Source organism: Thermohalobaculum sp. (genome assembly GCF_058622915.1).
In genome coordinates this window covers 1-22,485 of sequence record NZ_JBZSYN010000216.1, presented here as the reverse complement: position 1 = coordinate 22,485, position 22,485 = coordinate 1, and the positions used below count along the sequence as shown (strand labels likewise).

General features: G+C 67.8%; 23 protein-coding genes. 10 read left to right on the top strand and 13 right to left on the bottom strand.

From position 1 onward, the window contains the following. Positions 1–138: 138 nt before the first annotated feature. Positions 139–2,571, top strand: coding sequence for a glycogen/starch/alpha-glucan phosphorylase (locus tag AC32QD_RS16720; RefSeq protein WP_492011648.1), 2,433 nt, complete (start codon positions 139–141; stop codon positions 2,569–2,571). Positions 2,572–2,583: 12 nt separating this feature from the next. Here AC32QD_RS16720 and speB read toward each other — a convergent pair whose 3' ends face one another. The 5 genes from speB to AC32QD_RS16695 all read right to left on the bottom strand — a co-directional run bounded on the left by speB (position 2,584) and on the right by AC32QD_RS16695 (position 7,326). Next, positions 2,584–3,540 carry an agmatinase gene (gene speB / locus AC32QD_RS16715; protein ID WP_492011647.1) on the bottom strand — a complete coding sequence of 319 codons (957 nt, stop codon included), beginning with the start codon at positions 3,538–3,540 and terminating at the stop codon, positions 2,584–2,586. Positions 3,541–3,556: 16 nt separating this feature from the next. Further along, positions 3,557–4,351 (bottom strand): ABC transporter ATP-binding protein, encoded by a 795-nt coding sequence (locus AC32QD_RS16710; RefSeq protein ID WP_492011646.1) that lies wholly within the window; start codon positions 4,349–4,351, stop codon positions 3,557–3,559. After that, positions 4,351–5,154, bottom strand: a complete 804-nt coding sequence (locus AC32QD_RS16705; RefSeq protein ID WP_492011645.1) for an ABC transporter permease — start codon at positions 5,152–5,154, stop codon at positions 4,351–4,353. Before AC32QD_RS16705 ends, AC32QD_RS16710 begins: the two co-directional genes overlap by 1 nt. A gap of 37 nt (positions 5,155–5,191) precedes the next feature. Next, a complete protein-coding gene (locus tag AC32QD_RS16700; RefSeq protein WP_492011644.1) occupies positions 5,192–6,178 on the bottom strand; it encodes an ABC transporter substrate-binding protein in 987 nt (328 codons plus the stop codon). 323 nt (positions 6,179–6,501) lie between these two features. After that, complete coding sequence (locus AC32QD_RS16695; protein WP_492011643.1) at positions 6,502–7,326, bottom strand: cyclase family protein; 825 nt, start codon at positions 7,324–7,326, stop codon at positions 6,502–6,504. 252 nt (positions 7,327–7,578) lie between these two features. Between AC32QD_RS16695 and AC32QD_RS16690 the strand changes: the two genes are divergently transcribed. Next, the gene (locus tag AC32QD_RS16690; RefSeq protein WP_492011642.1) at positions 7,579–8,043 is read left to right on the top strand and encodes a DUF992 domain-containing protein; all 465 of its coding nucleotides are present in this window, start codon (positions 7,579–7,581) and stop codon (positions 8,041–8,043) included. A gap of 196 nt (positions 8,044–8,239) precedes the next feature. Next, on the top strand, positions 8,240–8,446 hold the full coding sequence (locus AC32QD_RS16685) for a hypothetical protein (protein ID WP_492011641.1): 207 nt from the start codon (positions 8,240–8,242) through the stop codon (positions 8,444–8,446). 133 nt (positions 8,447–8,579) lie between these two features. On the opposite strand, the gene AC32QD_RS16680 is transcribed toward AC32QD_RS16685, so the two are convergent. Together AC32QD_RS16680 and AC32QD_RS16675 are read right to left on the bottom strand one after the other, a co-directional pair. After that, positions 8,580–9,089 carry a sigma-70 family RNA polymerase sigma factor gene (locus AC32QD_RS16680; protein WP_492011640.1) on the bottom strand — a complete coding sequence of 170 codons (510 nt, stop codon included), beginning with the start codon at positions 9,087–9,089 and terminating at the stop codon, positions 8,580–8,582. Continuing rightward, entirely contained in the window at positions 9,086–9,244 is a 159-nt protein-coding gene (locus tag AC32QD_RS16675; RefSeq protein ID WP_492011639.1) for a NepR family anti-sigma factor, read from the bottom strand. The genes AC32QD_RS16680 and AC32QD_RS16675 overlap by 4 nt, the downstream gene beginning before the upstream one ends. A 114-nt stretch (positions 9,245–9,358) precedes the next feature. On the opposite strand from AC32QD_RS16675, the gene AC32QD_RS16670 reads away from it, so the two are divergent. Beyond that, a complete protein-coding gene (locus AC32QD_RS16670) occupies positions 9,359–10,168 on the top strand; it encodes a response regulator (RefSeq protein WP_492011638.1) in 810 nt (269 codons plus the stop codon). A 38-nt stretch (positions 10,169–10,206) separates the two neighbouring features. On the opposite strand, the gene AC32QD_RS16665 is transcribed toward AC32QD_RS16670, so the two are convergent. Next, positions 10,207–10,815, bottom strand: coding sequence for an RNA polymerase sigma factor (locus AC32QD_RS16665; RefSeq protein ID WP_492011637.1), 609 nt, complete (start codon positions 10,813–10,815; stop codon positions 10,207–10,209). A 721-nt stretch (positions 10,816–11,536) separates the two neighbouring features. Between AC32QD_RS16665 and AC32QD_RS16660 the strand changes: the two genes are divergently transcribed. From AC32QD_RS16660 to AC32QD_RS16635, 6 genes are all read left to right on the top strand, one after another. Beyond that, the gene (locus AC32QD_RS16660) at positions 11,537–11,725 is read left to right on the top strand and encodes a Flp family type IVb pilin (protein WP_492011636.1); all 189 of its coding nucleotides are present in this window, start codon (positions 11,537–11,539) and stop codon (positions 11,723–11,725) included. A gap of 120 nt (positions 11,726–11,845) precedes the next feature. Next, on the top strand, positions 11,846–12,361 hold the full coding sequence (locus AC32QD_RS16655) for an A24 family peptidase (RefSeq protein WP_492011635.1): 516 nt from the start codon (positions 11,846–11,848) through the stop codon (positions 12,359–12,361). Between the two features lie 85 nt (positions 12,362–12,446). Then, a complete protein-coding gene (cpaB, locus tag AC32QD_RS16650; protein ID WP_492011634.1) occupies positions 12,447–13,226 on the top strand; it encodes a Flp pilus assembly protein CpaB in 780 nt (259 codons plus the stop codon). 58 nt (positions 13,227–13,284) lie between these two features. Continuing rightward, positions 13,285–14,586 carry a CpaE/TadZ family protein gene (locus AC32QD_RS16645; RefSeq protein ID WP_492011633.1) on the top strand — a complete coding sequence of 434 codons (1,302 nt, stop codon included), beginning with the start codon at positions 13,285–13,287 and terminating at the stop codon, positions 14,584–14,586. Between the two features lie 128 nt (positions 14,587–14,714). Further along, entirely contained in the window at positions 14,715–15,137 is a 423-nt protein-coding gene (locus AC32QD_RS16640) for a TadE family protein (RefSeq protein ID WP_492011632.1), read from the top strand. Positions 15,138–15,144: 7 nt separating this feature from the next. Next, positions 15,145–15,537, top strand: coding sequence for a TadE/TadG family type IV pilus assembly protein (locus AC32QD_RS16635; RefSeq protein WP_492011631.1), 393 nt, complete (start codon positions 15,145–15,147; stop codon positions 15,535–15,537). Between the two features lie 9 nt (positions 15,538–15,546). Here the strand turns inward: AC32QD_RS16635 and AC32QD_RS16630 are convergent, their stop codons facing one another. From AC32QD_RS16630 to AC32QD_RS16610, 5 genes are all read right to left on the bottom strand, one after another. Then, the gene (locus AC32QD_RS16630; RefSeq protein ID WP_492011630.1) at positions 15,547–17,796 is read right to left on the bottom strand and encodes an ATP-binding protein; all 2,250 of its coding nucleotides are present in this window, start codon (positions 17,794–17,796) and stop codon (positions 15,547–15,549) included. A gap of 214 nt (positions 17,797–18,010) precedes the next feature. Further along, on the bottom strand, positions 18,011–18,685 hold the full coding sequence (locus AC32QD_RS16625) for a LuxR C-terminal-related transcriptional regulator (RefSeq protein ID WP_492011629.1): 675 nt from the start codon (positions 18,683–18,685) through the stop codon (positions 18,011–18,013). 248 nt (positions 18,686–18,933) lie between these two features. Next, on the bottom strand, positions 18,934–20,238 hold the full coding sequence (locus tag AC32QD_RS16620; protein WP_492011628.1) for a pilus assembly protein TadG-related protein: 1,305 nt from the start codon (positions 20,236–20,238) through the stop codon (positions 18,934–18,936). Positions 20,239–20,342: 104 nt separating this feature from the next. Next, positions 20,343–21,314 carry a type II secretion system F family protein gene (locus tag AC32QD_RS16615; protein WP_492011627.1) on the bottom strand — a complete coding sequence of 324 codons (972 nt, stop codon included), beginning with the start codon at positions 21,312–21,314 and terminating at the stop codon, positions 20,343–20,345. A gap of 9 nt (positions 21,315–21,323) precedes the next feature. Then, positions 21,324–22,340, bottom strand: coding sequence for a type II secretion system F family protein (locus AC32QD_RS16610; RefSeq protein WP_492011626.1), 1,017 nt, complete (start codon positions 22,338–22,340; stop codon positions 21,324–21,326). Between the last annotated feature and the right edge of the window lie 145 nt (positions 22,341–22,485).

Genomic DNA, 22,485 nt, shown 5'->3' with positions numbered 1-22,485 from the left:
ACGTCCGGGTGGGGCCCCTCGATTCATGCCTGGCACACTGCCTGCCGGGGATAAAGCGAACACAGCCGTTGCCGACGGCGGGGGGCCTTCGTTTGCGTTCAGTCATGCTGCGCGTCGCATCGCATGGGGAGCGATCTGATGAAGGACTGCGGGCTACCGATGATGCCCGAGCCGGAGGCGGTCACCGCATCCGGCCTGCGCGACCTGATCGAGCACCATCTCGTGTTCTCGATCGGCAAGGACAGGAACGTTGCGCGGCTGACCGACTGGCGCCTCGCGCTGTCGCGGGCAATCCGCGACCACGTCGTCGGGCCGTGGTTCCGCACCACCCAGCGGATCTATGCCGAGGAGCGCAAGCGCGTCTACTACGTCTCCATGGAGTTCCTGATCGGCCGCCTGCTGCAGGACGCCACAGCCAATCTTGGGCTCGAGGACAAGGCGCGCGACGCCGTGCGGCAGCTCGGGCTCGACTATGACGAGCTGGTCGCGGACGAGCCCGACGCCGCGCTCGGCAATGGCGGGCTGGGGCGGCTGGCGGCGTGCTTTCTCGACTCGATGTCGTCGGTCGGCATCGCCGCCATGGGCTACGGCATCCGCTATGACCACGGCCTGTTCCGGCAGAGCTTCGACGCGGGCTGGCAGGCCGAGGAGGCGGAGGACTGGCTGTCGCAGAGCCATGCCTGGGAGTTCGAGCGGCCCGAGGCCTTCTATCCCGTCAGCTTCGGCGGCGAGGCCGGGACCGGCCCGGACGGCGCGGCCACGTGGCGCCCGGCCGAGACCATCCTGGCGGCCGCCTACGACACCCCGGTTCCCGGCTGGAAGGGCCACTGGGCCAACACGCTGCGCCTGTGGTCGGCCAAGCCGACGCACAAATTCGAGCTCCAGGCCTTCAACCGCGGCGACTTCTTCGGCGCCGCCGCCCCGGCAGTGCTGGCGCAGACGATCAGCCGGGTGCTCTATCCCGACGATTCCACGCCCCAGGGGCGCGAGCTGCGCCTGAAGCAGGAGTACTTCTTCACCGCGGCCTCGTTGCGCGACATCGTGCGGCGCTTCGAGAGCCAGTACGACGACCTGCGCGCGCTGCCAGCGCGGGTGGCGATTCAGCTCAACGACACGCATCCCGCCATCGCCGGGCCGGAGCTGGTGCGGCTGCTCACGGACGAGCGCGGCCTCGACTTCGACACCGCCTTCGATCTGGCGCGCGACTGCCTGAGCTACACCAACCACACCCTGATGCCCGAGGCGCTGGAGCGCTGGCCAGCCGAGCTGATGCAACGCATCCTGCCGCGGCACATGCAGATCATCGAGCGCATCGACGAGCGCCATGCGCGCGACTGCGCGGCGGCGGGCCGGCAGCGCAGCGCAGCGCTGAGCATCAACGGCGACGGCGAGGTGCGGATGGGCAACCTGGCCTTCATCGCCGCGCACCGGGTCAACGGCGTCTCGGCGCTGCATACCGGCCTGATGAAGGCGACCGTCTTTCGCGAGCTCGACTCGCTGCATCCGGGGCGCATCGTCAACCAGACCAACGGGGTCACGCCGCGGCGCTGGCTGCATGGCTGCAACCCGGCGCTGCGCCGGTTGCTGAGCGAGGCGATCGGCGAGGGCTGGGTCAGCGATCTCGGGGCGATCGAGCGGATCGCGCCGCTGGCCGAGGATGCCGGGTTTCGCGAGCGCTTCGCCGCCGCCAAGCGGGCCAACAAGGCGCGGCTTGCCGACTGGCTGCGCCTGAGCCGCGGGGTCGAGGTCGACCCGGATGCGATGTTTGACATCCAGATCAAGCGCTTCCACGAGTACAAGCGCCAGCTGCTGAACCTGCTCGGCACGGTCGCGCTGTGGCAGGAAATGCGCCGCACCCCCGCGGCCGACTGGACGCCGCGGGTGAAGATCTTCGGCGGCAAGGCGGCGCCGGGCTATTACATGGCCAAGCTGATCATCAAGCTGATCAATGACGTGGCCGGGGTGATCAACGACGACCCGGTGACGCGCGACCGGCTCAGGATCGTGTTCCCGGCGAACTACAACGTCTCCATGGCCGAGCGGCTGATCCCGGCGGCGGACCTGTCCGAGCAGATCTCGACCGCGGGCATGGAGGCCTCGGGCACCGGCAACATGAAGTTCGCGCTGAACGGCGCGCTGACCATCGGCACGCTGGACGGGGCGAATGTCGAGATCGGCGAGCGGGTGGGGCGCGAGAACATCTTAATCTTCGGGCTGACGGCGGACGAGGTCGCCGCGCGCCGGGCCGAATACCGCCCCGAGGAGTGCATCGCCGCCTCGCCGCTTCTGGCCGGGGTGATCGAGGCCATCGCCTCGGGCACCTTCTCGCCCGACGAGCCGGAGCGGTTCCGCGCCATCGTCGACGGCTTGCGCGGCGGAGACTGGTTCATGGTCTGCGCCGACTTCGACGCCTACTGGCAGGCGCAGCGCGAGGCCGAGCGGCGCTGGCGCGCGGCGGACGCCTGGACGCGCAGCGCCATCCTGAACACGGCGGGGTGCGGCTGGTTCTCGTCGGACCGGACGATCCGCGGCTACGCGCGCGAAATCTGGAACGCCGAGGCGGCGCTCTGAGCGCCGGGCGGCTCAGGCGTCCGCGCGGCGGAGCGCTGCCGCCATGACGCAGACCAGCTCGAACATCAGGTTGGCCGCGGTGACGCAGGTGATGCCGGTCGGGTCGAAGGGCGGCGCCACCTCGCTGATGTCGGAGCCGACCACGTCGGCGTCGCCCAATGCCCGGATGATGACCTGCGCGTCGCGCGGCGAGAGGCCGCCGATCTCGGGCACGCCGGTGCCCGGCGCATGGGCCGGGTCGATGCCGTCGATGTCGAGGGTGACATAGACGGGGCCGCTGCCAAGCGTCTCGCGGATGCGCTCGATGGCGCGTGCGCGCCCCATCTCCTCGTAGGCGTCGAAGGTGATCTGCGTGTAGCCCGCGTCCTGGCCATAGCGGATGTCCGCCTCGCTGAAGCGGCTGCCGCGCAGGCCGAGCTGGACCACGCGGCGCGGCTCGATCAGGCCCTCCTCGGTGGCGCGGCGCATGAAGGTGGCGTGGTTGACCCGCGTGCCGCACAGCTCGTCCAGCGTGTCGGTATGCGCGTCGATCTGCAGCAGGCCGAGCGGGCGCTTGTGCGCGATCCCGCGCAGGATCGGCAGCGGGATGGTGTGGTCGCCGCCGATGCTCAAGGGCCGGATGCCGAAATCGTGGAGCATGCGGTAATGCTGCTCGATCAGGGCGATCGAGCGCGCGAGGTCGAGCGGGTTCACCGGCGCGTCGCCCAGATCCGCCACCCGGCAGTCATCGAACGGCGCGATGCCGCTGGTCGGATGCACCCGGCGGATCAGGCGCGAGGCCTCGCGCACCCCGGCCGGCCCGTGGCGCGCGCCGGCCCGGTAGTTCACGCCGATGTCGAAGGGCACGCCGACAAGGCCGATGTCGATGTCCGCGGAGGGCTCCTCCCGGGGCGTGCGCATGAAGCTGGCGACGCCCGAGAAGCGCGGCACCACCGCCGCATCCGGTTGCGTCGTGCCTGTCTCGGTCATGGTGTCTCCTTCGCTCTCAGGAGGCCGGGCTGGGCATGGTGGCCGACTTCATCGTCTCCTCGCGGATCAGCTCGGTCACCTTTCGCTTGAGCTCGATGAAGGGCGGCGAGGTGACGACGTCGACGTTTCGCGGGCGCGGGATGCCAACCTTCAGCGTCTCTTTGATGCGGCCCGGCCGCGCCGTCATGACATGGACGCGGTCGCCCAGGAACAGCGCCTCGTCGATGTCGTGGGTGATGAACAGCACGGTCTTGTGCGAGTCCTCCCACACGCCCAGCAGCATCTCCTGCATCAGCGAGCGGGTCTGGCTGTCGAGCGCGCCGAAGGGCTCGTCCATCAATAGGACCTTGGGGTCGTTGGCCAGCGCCCGCGCGAGCGCCACGCGCTGCATCATGCCGCCCGAGAGCTGCTTGGGATAGGCATCCTCGAAGCCCTTGAGGCCGACGCGCTCGACATAGCGCCGGGCGATGCGGTGCCGCTCGTCGGCCGCGACGCCCTTGAGCGAGAGGCCGAACTCGACATTGCGCACGACCGTGAGCCAGGGAAACAGCGTGTAGCTCTGGAACACCATGCCGCGGTCGCGCGAGGGGCCCTCCACCGGGTCGCCGTCGAGCCGGATGGTGCCCTCGCTGGGGGTGATGAGGCCCGCGACCAGGCGCAGGAGCGTGGACTTGCCGCACCCCGAGGGGCCGACGATGACCGAGAACTCGCGGTCGGCGATGTCGAGCGAGATGTCCTCGAGCGCCAGGACGGTGCGCTGGCGCCGCTTGCCGAAGGCCATGGTGACGCGGTCGATCGAGACCTCCGCCATCACTTGGTCTCCTCGGCCCAGGGCAGCAGCCAGCGGCGCAACGTCTTGAGCGTCTGGTCGGTGATCAGCCCGAGCACGCCGATGGTGATGATGCCGAGGAAGATCTTGTCGGTGAACAGCCCGCGCATGGCGTTCAGGATCATGAAGCCGAGCCCCTTGTCGGCGGCGACAAGCTCGGCCACCACCAGGAAGGTCCAGGCCCAGCCCATGGTGACCCGCAGCGTATCCATGACGCCGGGCAGAGTCGCGGGGATCAGCACGCGGGTGATCACCTGGCGGCGGTTTGCACCCAGCGTGTAGGAGACGTCGAGCAGGTCCTGGGAGACACGCGCCGAGGTGTCGGCGATCAGGATGAGCTGCTGGAAGAAGGTGCCGAGGAAGATCACCGCGATCTTCTCCTCGATGCCGATGCCGATCCACAGGATCAGGAGCGGGATCAGCGCGCTGACCGGCAGGTAGCGCATGAAGTTGGTCACCGGCTCGATCAGCGCCTCGACCAGCTTGAAGCTGCCCATCAGGATGCCGAGCGGCACGGCGATCACCGAGGCCAGCGCGAAGCCCGAGAAGATCACCAGCACGCTCGCCTCGGTGTGCATCGCCAGCGTGCCGTCCATCGCCGTCTCGTAGGCGGCGTGCAGCACCGCCCCCGGCGTCGGCAGGAAATAGTCGGCCACCAGCCCGCCATAGCTGAGGATGCACCAGGCGATGAACGCCACGATGCCGATCAGCGGGCTGGCGCCGAGGTAGATATGCCGCGGTATCTCGGCCTTCGGCGTGAGATAGGACGACAGACGCTTCAGCATCGATGCGCGGCCCAGCCGGGGATCTACGGGCCGGGTCTTACTTGGCGACGACCTTGTAGTTGATCAGCTCGCTCTCCTTCGGCTTGACCTGCAGCCGGTTGAGGTCGCTCCAGATATTGAGCGCCGCGCGCAGCGTGTCGGCGATCTTGCCGGGGTTGTCCGGGGTGCCGAAGAACGCCTCGTTGCGGGCCTGGTCATAAAGCGTCACGCCCTTGAGGGTCTCGGCGAACGCCTTGGGATCCTTGAGCCAGCCGCCGACGCCCTTGGCCATGATGGCGTTCGCCTTGTCCGGGTGGGCGCGGATGAACGCGATGGCCTTGTTCCACGCGCGGTACATCGCCCTGAAGTCGTTCAGCCGCTTGGCCGCGACCGCGGTCTTGGCCATCACGCAGTCGGTGATGATGCCGGGCGTCGAGGCGCTGCTGACCAGGATGTGCCCGTGCGCCGACTGCTTGGCGCGCGACAGCCACGGCTCCCAGGTCACGGCGGCGTCGACGCGCTTGGTCATGAAGGCGCTGCCGGCGTCGCTCTGGGTCATGTTGACGCCCTTGATGTCGCTCAGCTTGAGCCCGTTCTTGCGCAGGAGATAGTTGAGGTAGAAGTCCGAGGTCGTGCCGTGGTTATAGGCGACGGTCTTGCCCTTCAGGTCCTTGACCGTCTTGATGTCCTTGTTCGCCACGATGCCGTCGCCGCCGGTCGAGTCGTCGAGGCAGAACAGGTACTGCATGGTCAGGTCGGGCTTGAGGTAGAGCGGCATGGTGTCGATCGTGGTCGCCAGCGCGTCGATCTTGCCGGCCGCCAGCGCGGCGAAGCGGACCTTCGGGTCGTCCAGCGTGACCAGCTTGACGTCGACGCCCTCGGCCTTGAAGTAGCCCTTCGCCTGGGCGACGAAGAACGGGCCGTAGCCCACCCAGTGGGAATGGCCGAGGCGCAAGGGCTCGGAGCGGGCGGTGCCCGCGAGCCCCGCCACGGCGATAAGCAGCGCCAGGGCCAGGATTGCCTTCGCTCCGTTGAACAGCTTCATGGTCGTGCCTCCCTGTGTTTTGCCGGTCTTGGCCGGCGCGCGGCCATCGCGCGCCGAGCCGGCACTCTCTCTTCGCCGATCCGCTCCCCGCGCCGCCTGCGCTCAGGCCGAAAGCAGCGCGCCGAGGGCCGCCATCCTTCGACGATGGACCATACCGGGAAAGCCCCGAATGTCCACGGGCCATCGGGGGGCCATCGCGCCCGCCCGCGTCGTTGCCCCCGCAACTCGGTCGACCTGAAACGCCCCGCTGTCAATAGGCTTTCGCAGCGACCGGCGACGGTGGCGCGCGTGCGCGCGCCGCCTCAGGGGGATGCCGTGACCGCTCAGGGCAGGATGGCGATGGCCCGGGCCGGAAAGCCCAGCCCGTTTTGCACCTTCGGCCAGGTGACGAAGATCACCGCGCCGGTCGGGGGCACCTTGTCGAGGTTGTTCATCACCTCGATCTGGAAATGGCCGTGCTTCAGGAGCCAGGTCTCGGAGTCCATCTTCTGGGTCGTGTCGGTGTCCATCGCCTCGTGACCGATGGCGGTGACGCCGCGTTCCTCGAACAGGTACTTGATCACCTCGAAGGACCAGGCCGGGAAGGGATAGCGCTTGAAGTGCTCGGGATTCGAGGTCCAGTCCTTCGACATGTCGGTGCGCAGCGCCGCGAAGGCGCCCCTGGGGACCTGCCCGTGCTTCTTCTCCCAGGCGTGCAGGTCGGCGATGGAGAAGGCGTGATTGGGATCGTCCTTCATGTACTTTGTGTCGTCGAGAACCACGAGGGGCAGGATCATGTCCTTGAGCGGGATCTTGTCCATGGTCATGCCGTCGGGCGCGAAATGCGCCGGCGGGTCCACATGCGTGCCGTACTGGCCGACCATCGAGTAGAAGGTGGTGTGGAAGCCGTCCCGCGCGATGGTGTAGGGCCGGTGCGTCACCGGGTCGGCAGCGGCCGACATGGTGGCCTGCCCGAAGCCCGACCAGACCGGAGTGTTGACTCCGAAGGTGTGAGTCAGATCGACCATCTTCTTGCTGGCAATGACCTTGTAGGCGTCGGCGAGCGACATGTCGGCTGTGGCCGGGGCCGCGGCGAGGCCGCACAACATGAGGCCGCCGGCGAGAATCGTCGCCAGCCGCCTGCTCGATCTCGTGAACGCGAAATGCATGGCGTTTTTCCTCCGTCCCCCTCGCCCCGGCAGGTGTGAGGCTACGTCCGACTCCGCCCGGCGGACAACAGCGCGCAGGCCGAGGCTCTGGAACTAAGGAAGAATATTCGCGCCGTCATGCGCTGCGCAGGCGCCGGCGGCCGGGGCGCGAGCGCCCATTGGGGCGAGGACTGCGAGCCGGCCCGGTGGAACTCTCATCGCGGAGAACGCGTTGTTCGCACACTGTTTGCACAGTCCTAGGGAGAAGGACCCATGCTGAGAACGCTCACCGTCGCCGCGCTGCTTGCCGGCCTCGCCGCAAGCCCCGCGCTTGCTAAGTCCGGCGTCAAGCTGGGCACGCTCACCTGCAAGGTGCAGCACGTGACGAATGTCGTCGTCTACACCCACCAGGATTTCGCCTGCAAATTCGAGCCCGCCGGCAGCGAGAAGCCCGAGGTCTACACCGGCGAGATCAGCAAGATCGGCGTCGACCTCTCGATCAAGGAGGATTTCACCATCGTCTGGGCCGTGGTGGCGCCCACCGAGAATGCCTATGCGCCGCACGCGCTGGCAGGCACCTATGTGGGGGCTTCGGCCGATGCTGCGCTGGGGGTCGGCGGTGGCGCCAACGTGCTGGTCGGCGGCGGTAACGACTCGTTCACGCTGCAGCCGGTGAGCGTCTCCGGCGTCGAGGGCGCCGGTGCCTCGATCGGTATCGAGAAGTTCACCCTCAAGTAGTCGCGCCTTCGCTTGAAGGACATTGCAGCATGGTCCGCCTGAGCCGCGAGTCGGCATCCGATGCTGGCCGCCCGGCTCAGGCGGTCCTCGGGAGAGAGGGTTGACCGCGCGACGATCCGGGCCCGGTGCCGGATCGCGGGCAAAGCGGGGCGACAGGCAGTCCGGTTCGCCCCCGCAGCCAAAGGTGGAGACGGAAATGAACGCTCAGAATTCGTGGAAGCCCATCCTTATTGGCGGACTTGTCGCCGCCCTGGTGATCGGCGGGTTCATCCTCGGCCGGATGGACGCCTTCCACTCCGAGGGTCCCGCGCAGCGCCTCGGCCAGAAGGTCGACCAGGCGGCCAAGCAGATGAAGCAAAGCGTCGATCAGCTGCAGCAAAACTCCGGCAAGCCCGGCGGCTGAGATCCGACCCGCCGCAGGCTTGCAGGCCGCAGCCGGCCCGGCCTTGCAGCCGTCAGCTTCGTTTGCGCAGGGCGCTCGCGCCGGTTGAGGTCCTGCGCCGGCATCGCGATGTGCGGCGCTCGCAGCCCCACGGTCAGGAGCCGACCAGCGTCTCCCCCTCCTCGAGCTGCAGAACCTCGGCGAGCCGCTTGCGCGCCCGGTTGATGCGGCTCTTCATGGTGCCAACGGCGCAGCCGCAAATGGCGGCCGCCTCCTGATAGGTGAAGCCGGCCGCGCCGACGAGCACCAGCGCCTCTCTCTGGTCGTCGGGCAGAGTGTCGAGCGCGCTGCGGAACTGAGCGAGCTCGATGGCGCCGTCATGCTGCGGCATCTGGACGATCTTCTGCGCATGGATCCCGTCGATATCCTCGACCTCGCGCCGGCCCTTGCGCTTCATGGAAATAAACGTGTTGCGCAGGATGGTGAACAGCCAGGCGCGCAGGTTGGTGCCCTCCTCGAAGCTGTCGAGCTTGGTCCAGGCCTTCAGCACCGTCTCCTGGACCAGGTCGTCGGCGCTGGAATGGTCGCGCGTCAGGCTGCGCGCGAAGGCGCGCAGGGAAGGCACCTCGGCGATCAGCTGATCCTCGACAGCGCCGGCCGTCATGGCTCGCCTTGTCTCTTGAGACGATCGAGCAGTTCGGCAAGCCTCTCGGGCAGCGGCTCGTTCAGCGTTTCGTCGTAGACGCGCTTGAGATTGCTCGCGATCTGGTCGCGCCGCTGGCGATTCTGCTCCTTGCCTTCTTTCGACGGGTTCGCCATCTAACCGACTCCCGCATCGCGTACCGGCCCTGCAACCCAACGTACATGAATTGCAATTGGTTCCCGTGAACTGTCAGACTATAGTCACGAAAATCACAGAGCGCTAAGGGGAGGATGGCGAGCGCCATGGAGAACGATCTGTCGGGTGCCATCGCCGTTCATCTACCGTATTTGCGGCGGTTCGCACGGGCTTTGACCGGCAGCCAGTCCGCCGGAGACGACTACGCCGCCGCGACGCTGGAGACGATTCTCGCGGACATGTCCGCCATGGACGGCGCGCCGGACCCGCGGGTCGGCCTGTTCCGGGTGTTCCACGCCATCTGGTCATCCACCGGAGGGCCGGTCGCAGAGCCGGAGGAGGAAGGTGCGCTGGCCGAAAAGGCCCAGGAAAAGTTGCGTCCGCTGCCGCCGAGGGCGCGCGTCGCGCTGCTCCTGAATGTCCTCGAGGGCTTCGATCGCGACGAAGTCGCGCAGATCATGGCCATCGGGGCGGACGAGGCGGCCGGGCTCATCGAGGCCGGATGGCAGACGCTCAGCGGCCAGCTCGCCGGCCGCATCCTGATCATCGAGGACGAGCCGGTGATCGCGATGGACCTCAACGCGATTGTGAGCGGTCTGGGGCACGACGTCGTCGGCGTTTGCGACACCCGGGACAAGGCGGTCGACGTCGCCTTGTCGCAGCAGCCGAACCTGGTGCTTGCCGATATCATGCTCGCGGACGGCTCGTCGGGCATCGATGCGGTGAACGACATCCTGAGCGCATTCTCGGTGCCGGTGATCTTCGTCACCGCCTTTCCCGAACGGCTGCTGACGGGTGAGCGACCCGAGCCGACCTTTCTGGTCACCAAGCCGTTTTCCGAGGACCAGGTTCGCATCGCAATCGACCAGGCGCTGTTTTTCGAACAGGTCCTCGACGATACCTGAGACTCGACGGGGCGCCGGCAAGGCGACAGGCGGCTTCATCAGGCACGATCGATCTCCACGGGTCCCTCAAGGCCGAGCACGTCGCGCAATGCCGCGCGGCCGCGACTGAGCCGCGACATGACGGTGCCGATGGGCAAGCCGAGGATCTCGGCGGCTTCACGGTAGCTCATGCCCTCGACGCCGACCAGCAGCAGAATCTGGCGGTGCTCCTCGCTCAGCCGCTGCATCGCCTGGATCACCTGGCTGCAGGCGATGCGGTCCGCCTGCGAGGCCTCGTCGGACACCAGCGCGGTGTCCTCGACCGGCACCTGCGTGCCGCCGCGCGCCCGCTTCTTCAGCACGTCGTTGCGCACGTTGTGCAGGATGGTGAAGAGATAGGCGCGCAGGTTCTCGATCTGCCGACCGTCCTCGAGATAGGTCAGGGCCCGCTTCAGCGCCTCCTGCACCAGGTCGTCCGCATCGGCATGGCTTCCCACCAGCACGTTGGCGTAGCGCCTGAGCGCTTGGATGTGCTCGGTCAGCGCCGCCCCGCCAGCCGCCGAGGGGGGGTCATCGGCGGCCGGTTCAGCAGCCCGCTCGATCCCGCCTCGGCGCTTGCCTGGCCGCGCCCGTGCACCGGCTGGCGCTCTCTCTCTGCGACCCTTCATCGGCGGCTCCGTGACACGTCACGCCGGGCGCCGATCGAGGCGACGCGCCGGCGCAGCCCATGCAGCGCGCGGACCCGGCGATCGGGGCACCCGCGCACGGGCCGTCATGCGACGGCCGCTCCGCGCGACGGCCGACCCCAAGGTTGCCGCGCCGCCTCCGCCGCACGCAGGGCGAGGCTGCCGACTGGCGGGAACTGCACACACGCCTCCTGTCAAGAAAACGGCCATTTTGCCCCTTCTTCGCTCTCTCGCATTTAGCCCGCGGCGCCAATGTGCAGACGATCGCGCTACAACCGCCCGTGCCGGCGCCCCAATGCGACGCCCCAATGCAACGCCGGTCGCTTAAGTTAACTCAGAGAACATAACTCGGGTTCCATCGGAACGTTCCTGCCGCCGCCGTATACAACACCCGCGCGCCTCGAAGTTGCCGGCACGGGCGTGCGCGCAGCTCGCTGCCGGACGATGCTGCGGCGGGCCTTTGCCCGCCCGGCCAGCCGAGTCGGGGGTCATTTTGATCCGATCGACCGCGAGCTAGGCCATACGGGGGCCTCCAGGCGCGCGGTCAGCCTAACCCATCAGGCTGAATAGCGTTCTTCCCGATCAACACGCATTTCTGGCGAGACGTTGGCATGGTCCTGACCGCCGTTCGGTTCGAGGACGGAAACGTGCCAAGGCGACCGACAATCAGCGGAGCCCCAGCGGCTTGCACAGGAGAAGAGAGATGAAAAGCATTCTGACGCGCTTCGCGCAGGACAAGTCCGGCGTGACCGCCATCGAGTACGGCTTGATCGCAGCGCTGGTCGCCGTGGTGATCATCACCGCTGTCACGACCATGGGCGGCAACCTGAAGTCGACCTTCGACTCGGTCGCGACGGCGCTGGGCGGCACCACCACGACCACGGCCGGCTGACCCCGCCCCGCGGCTTGATGCCGGTTTGCAAGTGACGCAGGACGGAGGGGCAGGCCTTCCGTCCTCCCGCCGCATCGCTGCACCATCGAGATGCGCCGCCCGAAAGAGGAGACGGGAACGATGACGCTCAGCTCCATTGCCACACTCGGTGCCCTGGGCCTGTTTTCGGTGGCAATGGTCGCTGCTGCCGTCATGGACGTCCTGACCCTGACCATCTCGAACCGCATCGTCGCGCTGCTCTTGGCCGGCTACGCGGTGCTGGCGCCGGCCGCCGGATGGTCCGTCGAGGACATGGGGTGGAGCGTCGGCGCGGCCATGATGGTCTTCTTCGCAAGCGTGGCGCTCTTCGCCCTCGGCTGGATGGGGGGAGGCGACGGCAAGCTCGCGACAGTGGGAACGCTCTGGCTCGGGGCCTCCAACGCCCTGACCTTCCTCACCACAACCGCCCTCCTGGGCGGGGTTTGCGCTCTTGGGCTGCTGCTGCTCAAGAATGTGTCCTTGCCGCAGTGCTGGCTGGAGCGGCCGTGGGTCGCCCGCCTGCATGCCGCGGAGACAGGCGTTCCCTACGCGGTCGCGATCGGGCTCGCCGGGCTCATCGTGCTGCCGAACACGCTCTGGATGGCTGCGCTCCCCTGATGGGGCGAGCGTCCCGGCGCGTGTTTGAGCCCAGGCGCTCCGGTGACCAGCACCGGACCGGGTTCGGATCGGAGGTTCGCTGAACATGCTTCGCGCCATTGTTCTCATCGTTGCGCTGGCAAGCGGCGGCGTCGCCGCTTGGCTGGTCGGGGCGATGCAGTCGGATGGGCCGGCTTCCGCTGATCTCGCCGCGCAGCAGAAGCCTGCTGCGGTCTCGCAGGTCCTCGTCGCCGCCGCCCCGCTCGAGCAGGGCGCGCAGCTTGGCCCCGACAAGCTGCGCTGGCAGACTTGGCCCGATGGCGCGCTGCAGAAAAGCTACATCCTGCGCTCGCAACGGCCGAAGGCAATCGAAGAGATGTCCGGCAGGGTCGTGCGCAGCCGCCTGGTCGCCGGGGCCCCCGTCCTTCCCGAAAACGTCGCCCCGGCCAAGTCCAGCTTCCTCGCTGCGATCCTCAGCCCCGGCATGCGGGCGGTCGCGATTCGCGTTTCGGCCGACAAGACGGCGGGAGGTTTCGTCCTGCCGAACGACCGCGTCGACGTACTGCTTGCCGTGCCCTGTCGCCCACAGGATGGATGCCAGTCCGGCGTCACCGTCCGCACGATCCTGAAGAACGTGCGCGTCCTGGCGATCGACCAGTCCGGCAGCGGGAAAAGTTCGGATGGCGCGCTGGTCGGCAAGACGGCAACGCTCGAGCTCAGCCCCAAGCAGGCGGAGACCATCGTCGGAGCGCAGGCTGCGGGGACGCTCTCCCTCGTGCTGCGCGCCGCCGCGGACCACGGCAAGGAGGCCGGTGCCGTGCAGGATAAGGCCCGCACCGTCCGCGTGCTTCGGGGCGGCGTCGGCGACTACGTGACGGTCAGGTGACGCCGGTGCGGTGGATATCCCTCAGGCCGGCGGGGCCGTTGGAGACCGGGAGAAACCGATGACGAGTCTCGCTCGTGACACGCGCCGGGAGCAACCCGGCTTGCCCGACATTCCCGCGACCGCGCCAGGCGCGGGGGAGGCCGGCGTCGTGCGAATCCCGAGGATCGGGATCGAGGCCTTCTGCGAAACGCCAGCCATCGGCGAAGTGCTGGAGGCGGCCGGTCGCGACCGGCGCATGGCGCGTGCGAATTTTACCGTGCACCACGGCGGCATCCGCGCCGCCTTGGAGCGTTATCGCGAGGCGCCGACGCCGGGCCTGATCGTGCTGGAGTGCCGGGCCGAGGCCGGGCCGCTGCTGGCCGAGCTCGATGCGCTGGCCGAAGTGTGCGACCCCGATTGCAAGGTGATCGTGATCGGCAAGACCAACGACATTACTCTCTATCGCGAGCTGATCGCGCGCGGCATCAGCGAGTACCTGCACGGGCCGGTCGGCCCCATGGCCGTCATCTCCGTGATTGCCACGCTCTTCAGCGATCCCGAAGCGCGAAAGCTCGGACGTGTCTACGCCTTCCTCGGCGCCAGGGGGGGTGTCGGATCCTCCTCGGTTGCGCAGAATGTCGCCTGGACGCTTGGGCGATATTCCGGTGGCGACGTGGTTCTCGCCGACCTCGACCTGGCGTTTGGAACCGCCAGCCTGAACTTCAATCTCGAGCCGGAGAGTGGGATGGCCGATGCCCTGCACGACACGGCGCGGCTCGATGACCAGATGCTGGAGCGTCTGCTGGTCGATTGCGATGACCACCTGAGGCTGCTCGCGGCACCGGCGCTGCTCGACGCAGGCCAGAACGTGGAGGCGCCTGCCGTCGAGGCTGTGATCGAGCTCGCGCGCTCGCTATCCCCGCACCTTGTGCTCGACCTGCCGCATCACTGGGCCAGCTGGTCCCGCGCGGTTGCGCAGTCCGCCGACGAGGTAGTGATCACGGCGGTGCCGGACCTTGCCAGCCTGCGCAACGCCAAGCATCTGGTCGACGTGCTTCGCCAGGCGCGCCCGAACGATCCGGCCCCCCGGCTGGTTCTCAACCAGGTGGGCATGCCGGAGCGACCGGAGATAAAGTCGGATGCTTTTGCCGAGGCTGTCGGGCTCGAGCCGGCCGTGTCCTTTCCGTTCGACGCCAAAACCTACGTCGACGCTGCGAACCGGGGCCACATGATCGCGGATGCGGCGCCGTGCAGCAAGGATGCGATGGCATTCCGCAAGCTTGCGGAAAGCCTGAGCGACCGCTCCTTGAAAAGGCCGCGGCGCTTCGCATGGCTAGACCGGCTGTTCCGCCGCAGGGCAAAGGCGGCCCGCAAGGCATGACCGGGGCCAGCAAGCCAGCGGTGGGGCGACGGTTCGGTGCGCCGCGCCGGGGCCGGGGGTCCGGGCTTTGCCGATATGTCCATTCGGTCTTTTGGCGGGTCGCGTCCTGGGAGCGCTGCGAGGGCGGCGTGGCCGTGGTCGAATTTGCCCTGATCGCGCCGATTCTCGCGTTCACACTGCTCGCCTCCATCGATCTCGGCCTTGCCGTCTCGCAGCGGATGGCGATCGAGGATGTGCTGCGCGCCGGCGCCCAGAGCGCCATGGCGGACCCGGGCGAGACGACGGTGCTCGATGTGATGCGCGCGACGGCACAGCCAAACTTCACGCTGGCTGGTGCGACGGCCAGCACCGCGCAATCGGACCTGACACTCTCGGTCAGCCGCTTCGCGGCCTGTCCGGAGGACCCGGGCTTCGCCGTCGCGGCGTCCAAGATTTGCGCGGGCTCGAAGCCCACCTTCATTTATTATCGCATGTCGGCCAGCAAGACCTATACGGGCTGGATCGCGCCGGCGATCCAGTTCGACCGCGCCGTGCAAGTGCAGATCAGGTAGCACGCACGTGGCCCTGCTCAGTCGAATACGCGACTGCCGGTCCGGCTCGACCGCGCTCGAGTTCGCGATCGTCAGCCTGTTCCTGATCCTGATCTGCATCGGCATCATCGATTTCGGGCGCGGCCTTTACGTGCGCAACGATATGTCCTTTGCGGCGGACAAGGGCGCGCGGCTGGTGCTGATCGATTCCAGCAGCTCGGATAGCGCCATCGAGAGCGCCATTCGCGCCGCTTTTAATGGCCCGGAGCCCGGTCGGCTGAATATTGCGCTCGGCAGCGAGACTGTGGATGGCGTCACCTACCGGACCGTGACGCTCACCTATCCGCTCGCGCTCAAGCTCCCCGGCTTCACCGAGAGCCCGATCGACCTCAGTATCGTGCGTCGAATTCCCGCCGGTTGAGCGACTACATCAGCCGGTCCGGTCCTGCCGGGAACCGATCTCGGCAAGCAGGCGATCGATGGTCGGCGCGGTTCGCCTTGCCGCGGCGCGCGCCGCGGCCAGGCGCGGCGCGATCTCTCCATCCTCGATATAGGCCTGTTCGAGCGCGGCGCAGCGATCGGACAGCTCGGAGAATCCCAGCTGTGCCGCATCCGAGACGAGCCGGTGCGCGCGGTGCTTCAGCCGCGCCCGGTCCGGCCAGGAGTCGGCCGGCCCGCCGAGCGATTCCTCGATGCTCCGCTTCAGCCTTTGCAGGGCCAACCCGACCCACGCTTCGCCCATGAGAGTGCGCAGCTCCTCGTATGCGGCGCGGTCGTGGGTGCAGGCGGCCTCGCCCTCGGTCGCGAGGCCGGGCGGCTCCGTGGCGGTGGCGAGCCAATGATGGACTTTCGCGAGCAGATGGCGCTTTCCGAATGGCTTTGCGAGATAGTCGTCCATCCCGGCTTGCTTGAACGCCGCTACCTGCTTGGGCAGCACATCGGCGCTTATTGCAACGATCGGCACCCTGTGGGCCGGCCCGTGCAGCTGCCGGATCCTGCGTGACGCCGTAGCACCGTCGAGACGCGGCATGTGGAGGTCCATTAGAACAAGGTCGTATGCAGCGGACCTTGCTGCCGCGACCGCTTCCTCGCCGTCGCCGGCGACGTCCACCCGATGACCTTGACGCTCGAGGATGGTGCGAACGATATCTCGGTTCTGCGGTGCATCTTCGACCAACAGGATGCGGCCCCCCGCCGTCTTGCCCGACTCGCCGCCCCCTTCGGGTCCCGTATCCGCTGACTCCGCCTGCGCCAATGGAACGGCGAACCAGAATGTCGAGCCCCGGCCCTCCTCGCTCGCCACGCCGATCTCGCCCCCCATCAACTCCACGAGCCGCTTGGAGATCACGAGGCCGAGCCCGGTGCCGCCGTATTCGCGCTGGATCGAGGAGTCGCCCTGCGAGAAGTGGCGAAACAGCCGGCCCAGCTTCGCGTCCGGGATGCCGATCCCCGTATCCACTACCTGGAAAAGCACCGTCGCCCGCCCTTCGGGGTCGATGCGCCGCCCAACTCGCAGAGTGACCGAGCCTGCGCTCGTGAACTTCACCGCATTGTTGAGCAGGTTCAGCAGCACCTGGCGCAGACGCGACTCGTCGCCGAGAGCCGGTTCGGGCAGCGTCGGGTCGATCTCCTCGCGCAGGGGAAGTTCCTTCTTCTGCGCGACCACCGATGTGATCGACAGGCAGTCCGCGATCAGGTTGCCGAGCGAGAACGGCGCCTGCGCGATCTCGACCTCTCCCGCCTCGATCTTGGAGAAATCGAGGATATCGTCGACGAGCGTGGACAGCGAGACTGCGGCGCTCTGCAGCTGGCTGACATAGCCTCGCTGTGCGCTGTTGAGGGGCTCGTCAAGCAGCAGCTCGACATAGCCGAGGATGCCGGCAAGCGGTGTGCGGACCTCGTGGCTCATCACCGCGAGGGACTCGCTTTTCGCCGCGCTCGCCTCGCTGGCCAGGCGCGTGGCTTCGCGCAGACCCATCTCGACGCGGCCCCGATCTGCAAGGTAGGCGAGGCTGAGCCTCACGACCACGGTCACCAGCGCGACGATGCTGGCAAGCAGGATGACGAGGATGATCCGGGCGGCGCGAATGCCCTCCTCGAGGCTGCGCGATGAGGCCTGGATGCGGTCCTCCTGGAGGCCGGCGATCTGGTCGCACAAGGCATGGATCCGCTGCATCACCCCCCGGCCCGCCCCGCCGGCGCCCGAAACGGCACCCGCTGTCGACTGGGCGGCGTCGGCCGGCGCGCCGGGGGCGCTGTCTGCCAGGCCTTTCGAGAGCTGACGCATGCGGGCGGTGGCCAGCGACGACAGCCGGACCACCGGCGATTCTTGGCCCCCGGTGGCGCGCGCGACCTGTTCCAGCAGACCCAGAGCTGCCGTGATCTGTCGCTTGGATTTCTGAAAGCGCTGCCGAAATCGAATGCTCCCGGTCAGGAGGTAACTGCGCCGGGCCGCTTCGGCCCGCCGCAACCCGCGAAGAACGACGCGAACCTGTGTCGCCTCGCGTCGCGCCTGCCGAAGTTCGGCCTCGTGCCTCAGCGTGCTTTCGGTGACGCTGAACACCTCCATCGCGGCGACGACTGCCAGGATGCCGATGGCGCAAAGGACCAGCAGGGCGATTCGCACGGTGGCTTGGGTGCTGCGCCGGGTGGGCCTGTCCATCGGCTGATTGGCGTCCACGCGGGTCTCCTCGGGGTTCCGATCCAGGGATGGGCGCGGTCGGGGCTCGACCCGGTCCCTCGTGCGGCCCGCCGGCCCGCCGAAGTGTTCGGCGGCCGCGCTGCCTCGTCCGCCTTCGCCGCGCGAAGGCGCGGGCCGGGCCGCGGCCGGGTTCTAGGCGGACACCGGGCTCACGCGCCTTTTCCGGTTGCCGGCCCGCGGCGTCGGCGCGCTGCTAGGTGCGCTCGAGCAACCGTGCTCCGGCGACCGCCGCGGCGGCGCGATTGGCCACGCCGAGATTGCGGAAGAGGGCGGCCAGATGCACCTTGATGGTGCCGGGACCGAGGTCGAGCTCCCGTGCGATCTCCTTGTTCGATTTGCCGTCGACCAGCTTGTCGAGGACCTGCCGCTGGCGCGGCGTGAGCCGCGGCAGTCGATCCTCGCGCCGGGTTGCCGGAGTGGGCCCGTCGCCGGAAGGCTCAGGGCCGGTCTCGAGCTCGGCCAGCATGCTCGGGACGTAAACGGTTCCGTCGAGGATCTGCCGCAGGGCGGACTCCAGCTCGCCGACACCCTGGGATTTGGAGACGAACCCGTGCGCGCCGGCCTCGAGCGACATCAGGACGTCGCTGCGCTTGCGCGACGCCGTCACCACGACGAGCCTGGCGACGTCGAACGACTCGCGGATGGTGCGCAGTGCTGCCGGACTGTCCAGGCCCGGCATGGACAGATCGAAAATGGCGAGCGAGACTTGGCCCAGGTCCTCGAGACGCGCAGCGGCTTCGTCGAAGGAGGCCGTCTCGACCAGCTCGGTGTAGCCGAGCTTTTCATCCAGGATCTTTGCAAGCGCCATCCTGAAGAACTCGTCATCGTCGGAGATCAGCGCGGTCCGCCTGGCATTGCTGTCGTACATCCCGCATTCCTCGCTTTGCCGGACTCGGCCCGACCGCTCGGGCAGCCTCCCCCCTGATCGGTCTCTTTCGTGTCCAATCGCCCGAAGGACATCGGCCTCGATTCCCCCGAAAGGATGCGGAAACGGCCTTAAATAACGATGAACAAAGTAAGAACTCTTTTAACATTATTTAAAGCAATATTAGAGAACAGCCGCGAGGAAAGGCTCCCGGCTTCAGATCCTGGGAAATCCGGTCGAGCAAGGCAGGTTCACTCGACGATCTTGACCTCCTCGTTGGCCAGGAGGGGCTGGGTTCCCGCGGAGGTGCAGTCCGAGCCCAGGGTGGAGTTTCCGGTCATCGTCACGGTGTCGGCGATCACCTGGGTGCATCCGCCGCCGGTTGCGGAGTCCCCCTTGAACTCGACCGACGAGGCCGGGGCGTAGATTGCCCCCTGCAGCGTGCTCCCGGAGTTGCCGCTGATGACGTCGCTGACGCCTGTGGCGTCGCGGGCACCGAAGAACAGGATCCCCGAAAAGGGCCCGCTGGTCGGGGCCGAAAAATCGAGCTTCAGGTTGCCGGTCAGCTGCAGCCCGGCGGTGGCAGTCAGGTAGAAGGTGACGCCGCTGCCCACGAGCTCGGCCGCCGACGTCGCGTTGGTGTCGCCGCCGTTCACCGTGAATGTTCCGCCCTCGATGATGTAGAGACCCGGGTTGAACGTCACCTTGCCCTTGACGTTGAGCCCGTTGCAGAAGTGCATCGAGGGGACGCCGCTCGGGTTGCTGTCGGTGGGCGTGAGCGTGACCGATCCGGTCGGGCTGCCGACATTGCGGTTCTGGCAAGGGCCGGTCACCGCCGGCTCGGCAACATCGCGGTAGGGATCCCGCACCACCGGCGCGTTCTCCTGAACCTGGGAACAGGTGGTCAGGTTCAGGCCGGAGGTGACGGAGGACTCCCCCACCGTGCTGACGCAGCCGGTCGTCATGCTCGCGCTCGAGCCGCTCAAAAGGAAAGAGGTCGGCGAGACCGAGTTCGAGGCAACGTCGCAGCCATTGAGTGTCACTTGCGTCGATCCCGAGACCGTCAGCGCGCCGGGCGCGGTCTGGGAGAGCGCGAGGATGCAGGCCACGTTGCCGCCCTCGATATGCGTCACTGCGCGCGCCCGGATCGTCACGGGGCCGCTGGCGAAGACCGAGGTGAACCATCGCTTGTGGCTCTCGGCAAGGATCACCTCGACGCTGTCGGAGTCGCCTGCATAGGCGCCGCTGACTGGCGGCTTGTTCACGGTGATGGTGCCGATCGAGGGTTCGAAACCCGACTGCGTGGCAATATAGAGCGCGGCGGCGCTTATATCCGCCTGGCTGTCCCCGGCCCGATTGCGCGCGCTCGCGGCGCCTGCGGACAGGTCGGCCGCGTGCTGCAGCTTGCGCTGGGTCATGTACCAGTAGCCGGTCTCGATGCCGAGCCCGAGGCCGCCGACCACGACGGGAAACAGGATCGCGGCGATGACCGCCACGGCGCCGCACCGGTTGGCCAGGAAACGGCGCAGCCGCCCGAGCCACGGTGCGGCTGGCAACGCCCGGCGCGCGCGGCACGCTCGCCTGCGAGCGGCGGGTCCTGGGCTGCCAGGGGCGTTTGCCAGCGTGGGGGGTCGTGAGCGAATGACTGTCATCGTGACACCTAGTGCGTTGCGGCGATCTGGATCGCTGCGGGAGTGATGATCACGGCAAACAGCACGGGCAGGAAAAAAAGGATCATCGGCACCGTCAGCTTGGGCGGCAGCGAGGCTGCTTTCTTCTCTGCCATGGCCAGGCGCAGGTCGCGGTTTTCCTGCGCGAGCACGCGCAGAGAGCGGCCGAGCGAGGTGCCGTGCTTCTCCGCCTGCTTGAGGCTGGCGACCACTGCCTTCACCGCGTCGAGGCCGGTGCGACGGCTCAGATTGTCGTAGGCCTGGCGGCGGTCCTGCAGAAACGAGAGTTCGGCAGTCGTCAGCATGAGCTCCTCGGCGAGTTCGACCGACTCGACCCCGATCTCCTCCGAGACCTTGCGCAGTGCCGACTCGATGCCCATGCCCGACTCGACGCAGATGAGCATGAGATCGAGCGCATCGGGCCAGGCGCGCTGGATGGATTGTTGCCGCCGCGAGATCCGGTTCTTCAGGTAGATGACCGGCAGGTAGTAGCCGAAGCCACCGCCCATGGCGACCATGCCGATCTTTTGCAACGTGGGTTGCGCGATATGCAGTACGACGAAGACGTAGAGCGCCGTGAGCCCACACATCGCCAGTGGCGCCATGACCCTGACTGCCAGGAAGGTCACCATCGCCGCGTTGCCCCGATAGCCGGCCATCTGCAGCGTACGGCCGAGCTCGCTGTCCTGAAGCCCGTCGGTCAGCCGGAACCACTTAGTGATCTCGCTGAACAGCTTCTTCGGTTCGCGCCGCAGACCGGCAGGGGCGTTCCTGCCCTTCAGGCGCTGTCGCTCGCGCTGGCGCAGGCGCTCGCGCTCCGTGGCCACCTGTCGCAGGCGCGTGCCCAGGGTGTCGCGCACCATGTAGGGCCACGAGACGACGACGATGGCGCAGAACACCGACGTCGCCGCCAGGATGGCGATCGCGAGGTCGCGCGTTGCCGAGTCTGGAACAAGGCTCATGACGGGGCCTCAGAAGTCGAAGTTGATCATCTTGCGCATCACCATGGTGCCCATGAACATCCACACGGCGCAGGCGACGAGCGTGATCTTGCCGGTCGAGGTGGTGACCAGCAGCGAGATGTAGTCGGGGCTGGAGAAGTAGAGCAGCACCGCGACGATCACGGGCATCGCGGCGATGATCCCGCCCGAGGCCTTCGCCTCCGCGCTCATTGCCTTGATCTTCTCGCCCAGGTTCTTGCGCTCGCGCAGCACCTTGGAGAGGTTGCCCAAGGCCTCGGAGAGATTGCCGCCGGTGCGCGACTGGATCGTCAGCACGATGGCGAAGAAGTTTGTCTGCGACAGCGGCACCCGCTGGGCCAGGCGCTCGACCGCCTCGTCCAGCGGCATGCCGACGGTCTGGTCGTGCACCAGTGCCCGGAACTCGGAGCAGACCGGCTCCTGCGCCTCGGTGGCAATGATCTTGAGGCAGTCGACCAGCGGCAGGCCGGCCTTGACGCCGCGCACGATCACGTCGAGGGCGTTGGGAAATTCCCGGGTGAAGCGGCTGAGGCGCTTGCGGCGCTTCCGTGCCACGTAGAAATGCGGTGCGAGCAGGCCTGCGGCCAGGCCGAAACCGGACGCAGGCGCGAGACCGAGGCCGGTGACGCTCAGCACCGTCGTGTAGACGACAATGCCCGCCATGATGCAGACCGAGACATAGGTCTTGCGGCTCCAGCTCAGGCCCGCCTGCCGCAAGCGGCCGCGCAGCGTGGGCTTGGCGCGCTTGCGGGCGCGGGCGCTGTGCTTGGCTTCCAGCTCGCGCAGGGTATCCTCGAGCATGCGTCGGCGGCGGCTCTCCTCGGAATCTCCACGGCGCCGTTTGGCCGATCTCTGGCGCGCGATCGTCTGTACCCGGCTGTCGAGCCCGGATTTCCTGGACCGTGCCGGGCGTAGCGCGAGCAGCACGCCGCCGATGCACAGCGACACGAGCACAAAGACTGCCGCCTGCGGCGCCATGGCCGAAATGCTGAGGGAGAACGCGCCCATGGTCCTCAGGCGTCCTGCTTCTCGGCGGCGTCGAGGGCGGCGGCGAGGCGCTGGTCCTCGCCGTAGTATCTGGCGCGATCCCAAAAGGCGGGGCGGCCGATGCCGGTGGAGCGGTGGCGGCCGATGATGCGGCCGTCGGCGTCCT

Coding starts and splice junctions, on each gene's coding strand:
- AC32QD_RS16720 (WP_492011648.1), top strand. CDS start 139: ATGAAGGACTGCGGGCTACCGATGATGCCCGAGCCGGAGGCGGTCACC.
- speB (WP_492011647.1), bottom strand. CDS start 3,540: ATGACCGAGACAGGCACGACGCAACCGGATGCGGCGGTGGTGCCGCGC.
- AC32QD_RS16710 (WP_492011646.1), bottom strand. CDS start 4,351: ATGGCGGAGGTCTCGATCGACCGCGTCACCATGGCCTTCGGCAAGCGG.
- AC32QD_RS16705 (WP_492011645.1), bottom strand. CDS start 5,154: ATGCTGAAGCGTCTGTCGTCCTATCTCACGCCGAAGGCCGAGATACCG.
- AC32QD_RS16700 (WP_492011644.1), bottom strand. CDS start 6,178: ATGAAGCTGTTCAACGGAGCGAAGGCAATCCTGGCCCTGGCGCTGCTT.
- AC32QD_RS16695 (WP_492011643.1), bottom strand. CDS start 7,326: ATGCATTTCGCGTTCACGAGATCGAGCAGGCGGCTGGCGACGATTCTC.
- AC32QD_RS16690 (WP_492011642.1), top strand. CDS start 7,579: ATGCTGAGAACGCTCACCGTCGCCGCGCTGCTTGCCGGCCTCGCCGCA.
- AC32QD_RS16685 (WP_492011641.1), top strand. CDS start 8,240: ATGAACGCTCAGAATTCGTGGAAGCCCATCCTTATTGGCGGACTTGTC.
- AC32QD_RS16680 (WP_492011640.1), bottom strand. CDS start 9,089: ATGACGGCCGGCGCTGTCGAGGATCAGCTGATCGCCGAGGTGCCTTCC.
- AC32QD_RS16675 (WP_492011639.1), bottom strand. CDS start 9,244: ATGGCGAACCCGTCGAAAGAAGGCAAGGAGCAGAATCGCCAGCGGCGC.
- AC32QD_RS16670 (WP_492011638.1), top strand. CDS start 9,359: ATGGCGAGCGCCATGGAGAACGATCTGTCGGGTGCCATCGCCGTTCAT.
- AC32QD_RS16665 (WP_492011637.1), bottom strand. CDS start 10,815: ATGAAGGGTCGCAGAGAGAGAGCGCCAGCCGGTGCACGGGCGCGGCCA.
- AC32QD_RS16660 (WP_492011636.1), top strand. CDS start 11,537: ATGAAAAGCATTCTGACGCGCTTCGCGCAGGACAAGTCCGGCGTGACC.
- AC32QD_RS16655 (WP_492011635.1), top strand. CDS start 11,846: ATGACGCTCAGCTCCATTGCCACACTCGGTGCCCTGGGCCTGTTTTCG.
- cpaB (WP_492011634.1), top strand. CDS start 12,447: ATGCTTCGCGCCATTGTTCTCATCGTTGCGCTGGCAAGCGGCGGCGTC.
- AC32QD_RS16645 (WP_492011633.1), top strand. CDS start 13,285: ATGACGAGTCTCGCTCGTGACACGCGCCGGGAGCAACCCGGCTTGCCC.
- AC32QD_RS16625 (WP_492011629.1), bottom strand. CDS start 18,685: ATGTACGACAGCAATGCCAGGCGGACCGCGCTGATCTCCGACGATGAC.
- AC32QD_RS16615 (WP_492011627.1), bottom strand. CDS start 21,314: ATGAGCCTTGTTCCAGACTCGGCAACGCGCGACCTCGCGATCGCCATC.
- AC32QD_RS16610 (WP_492011626.1), bottom strand. CDS start 22,340: ATGGGCGCGTTCTCCCTCAGCATTTCGGCCATGGCGCCGCAGGCGGCA.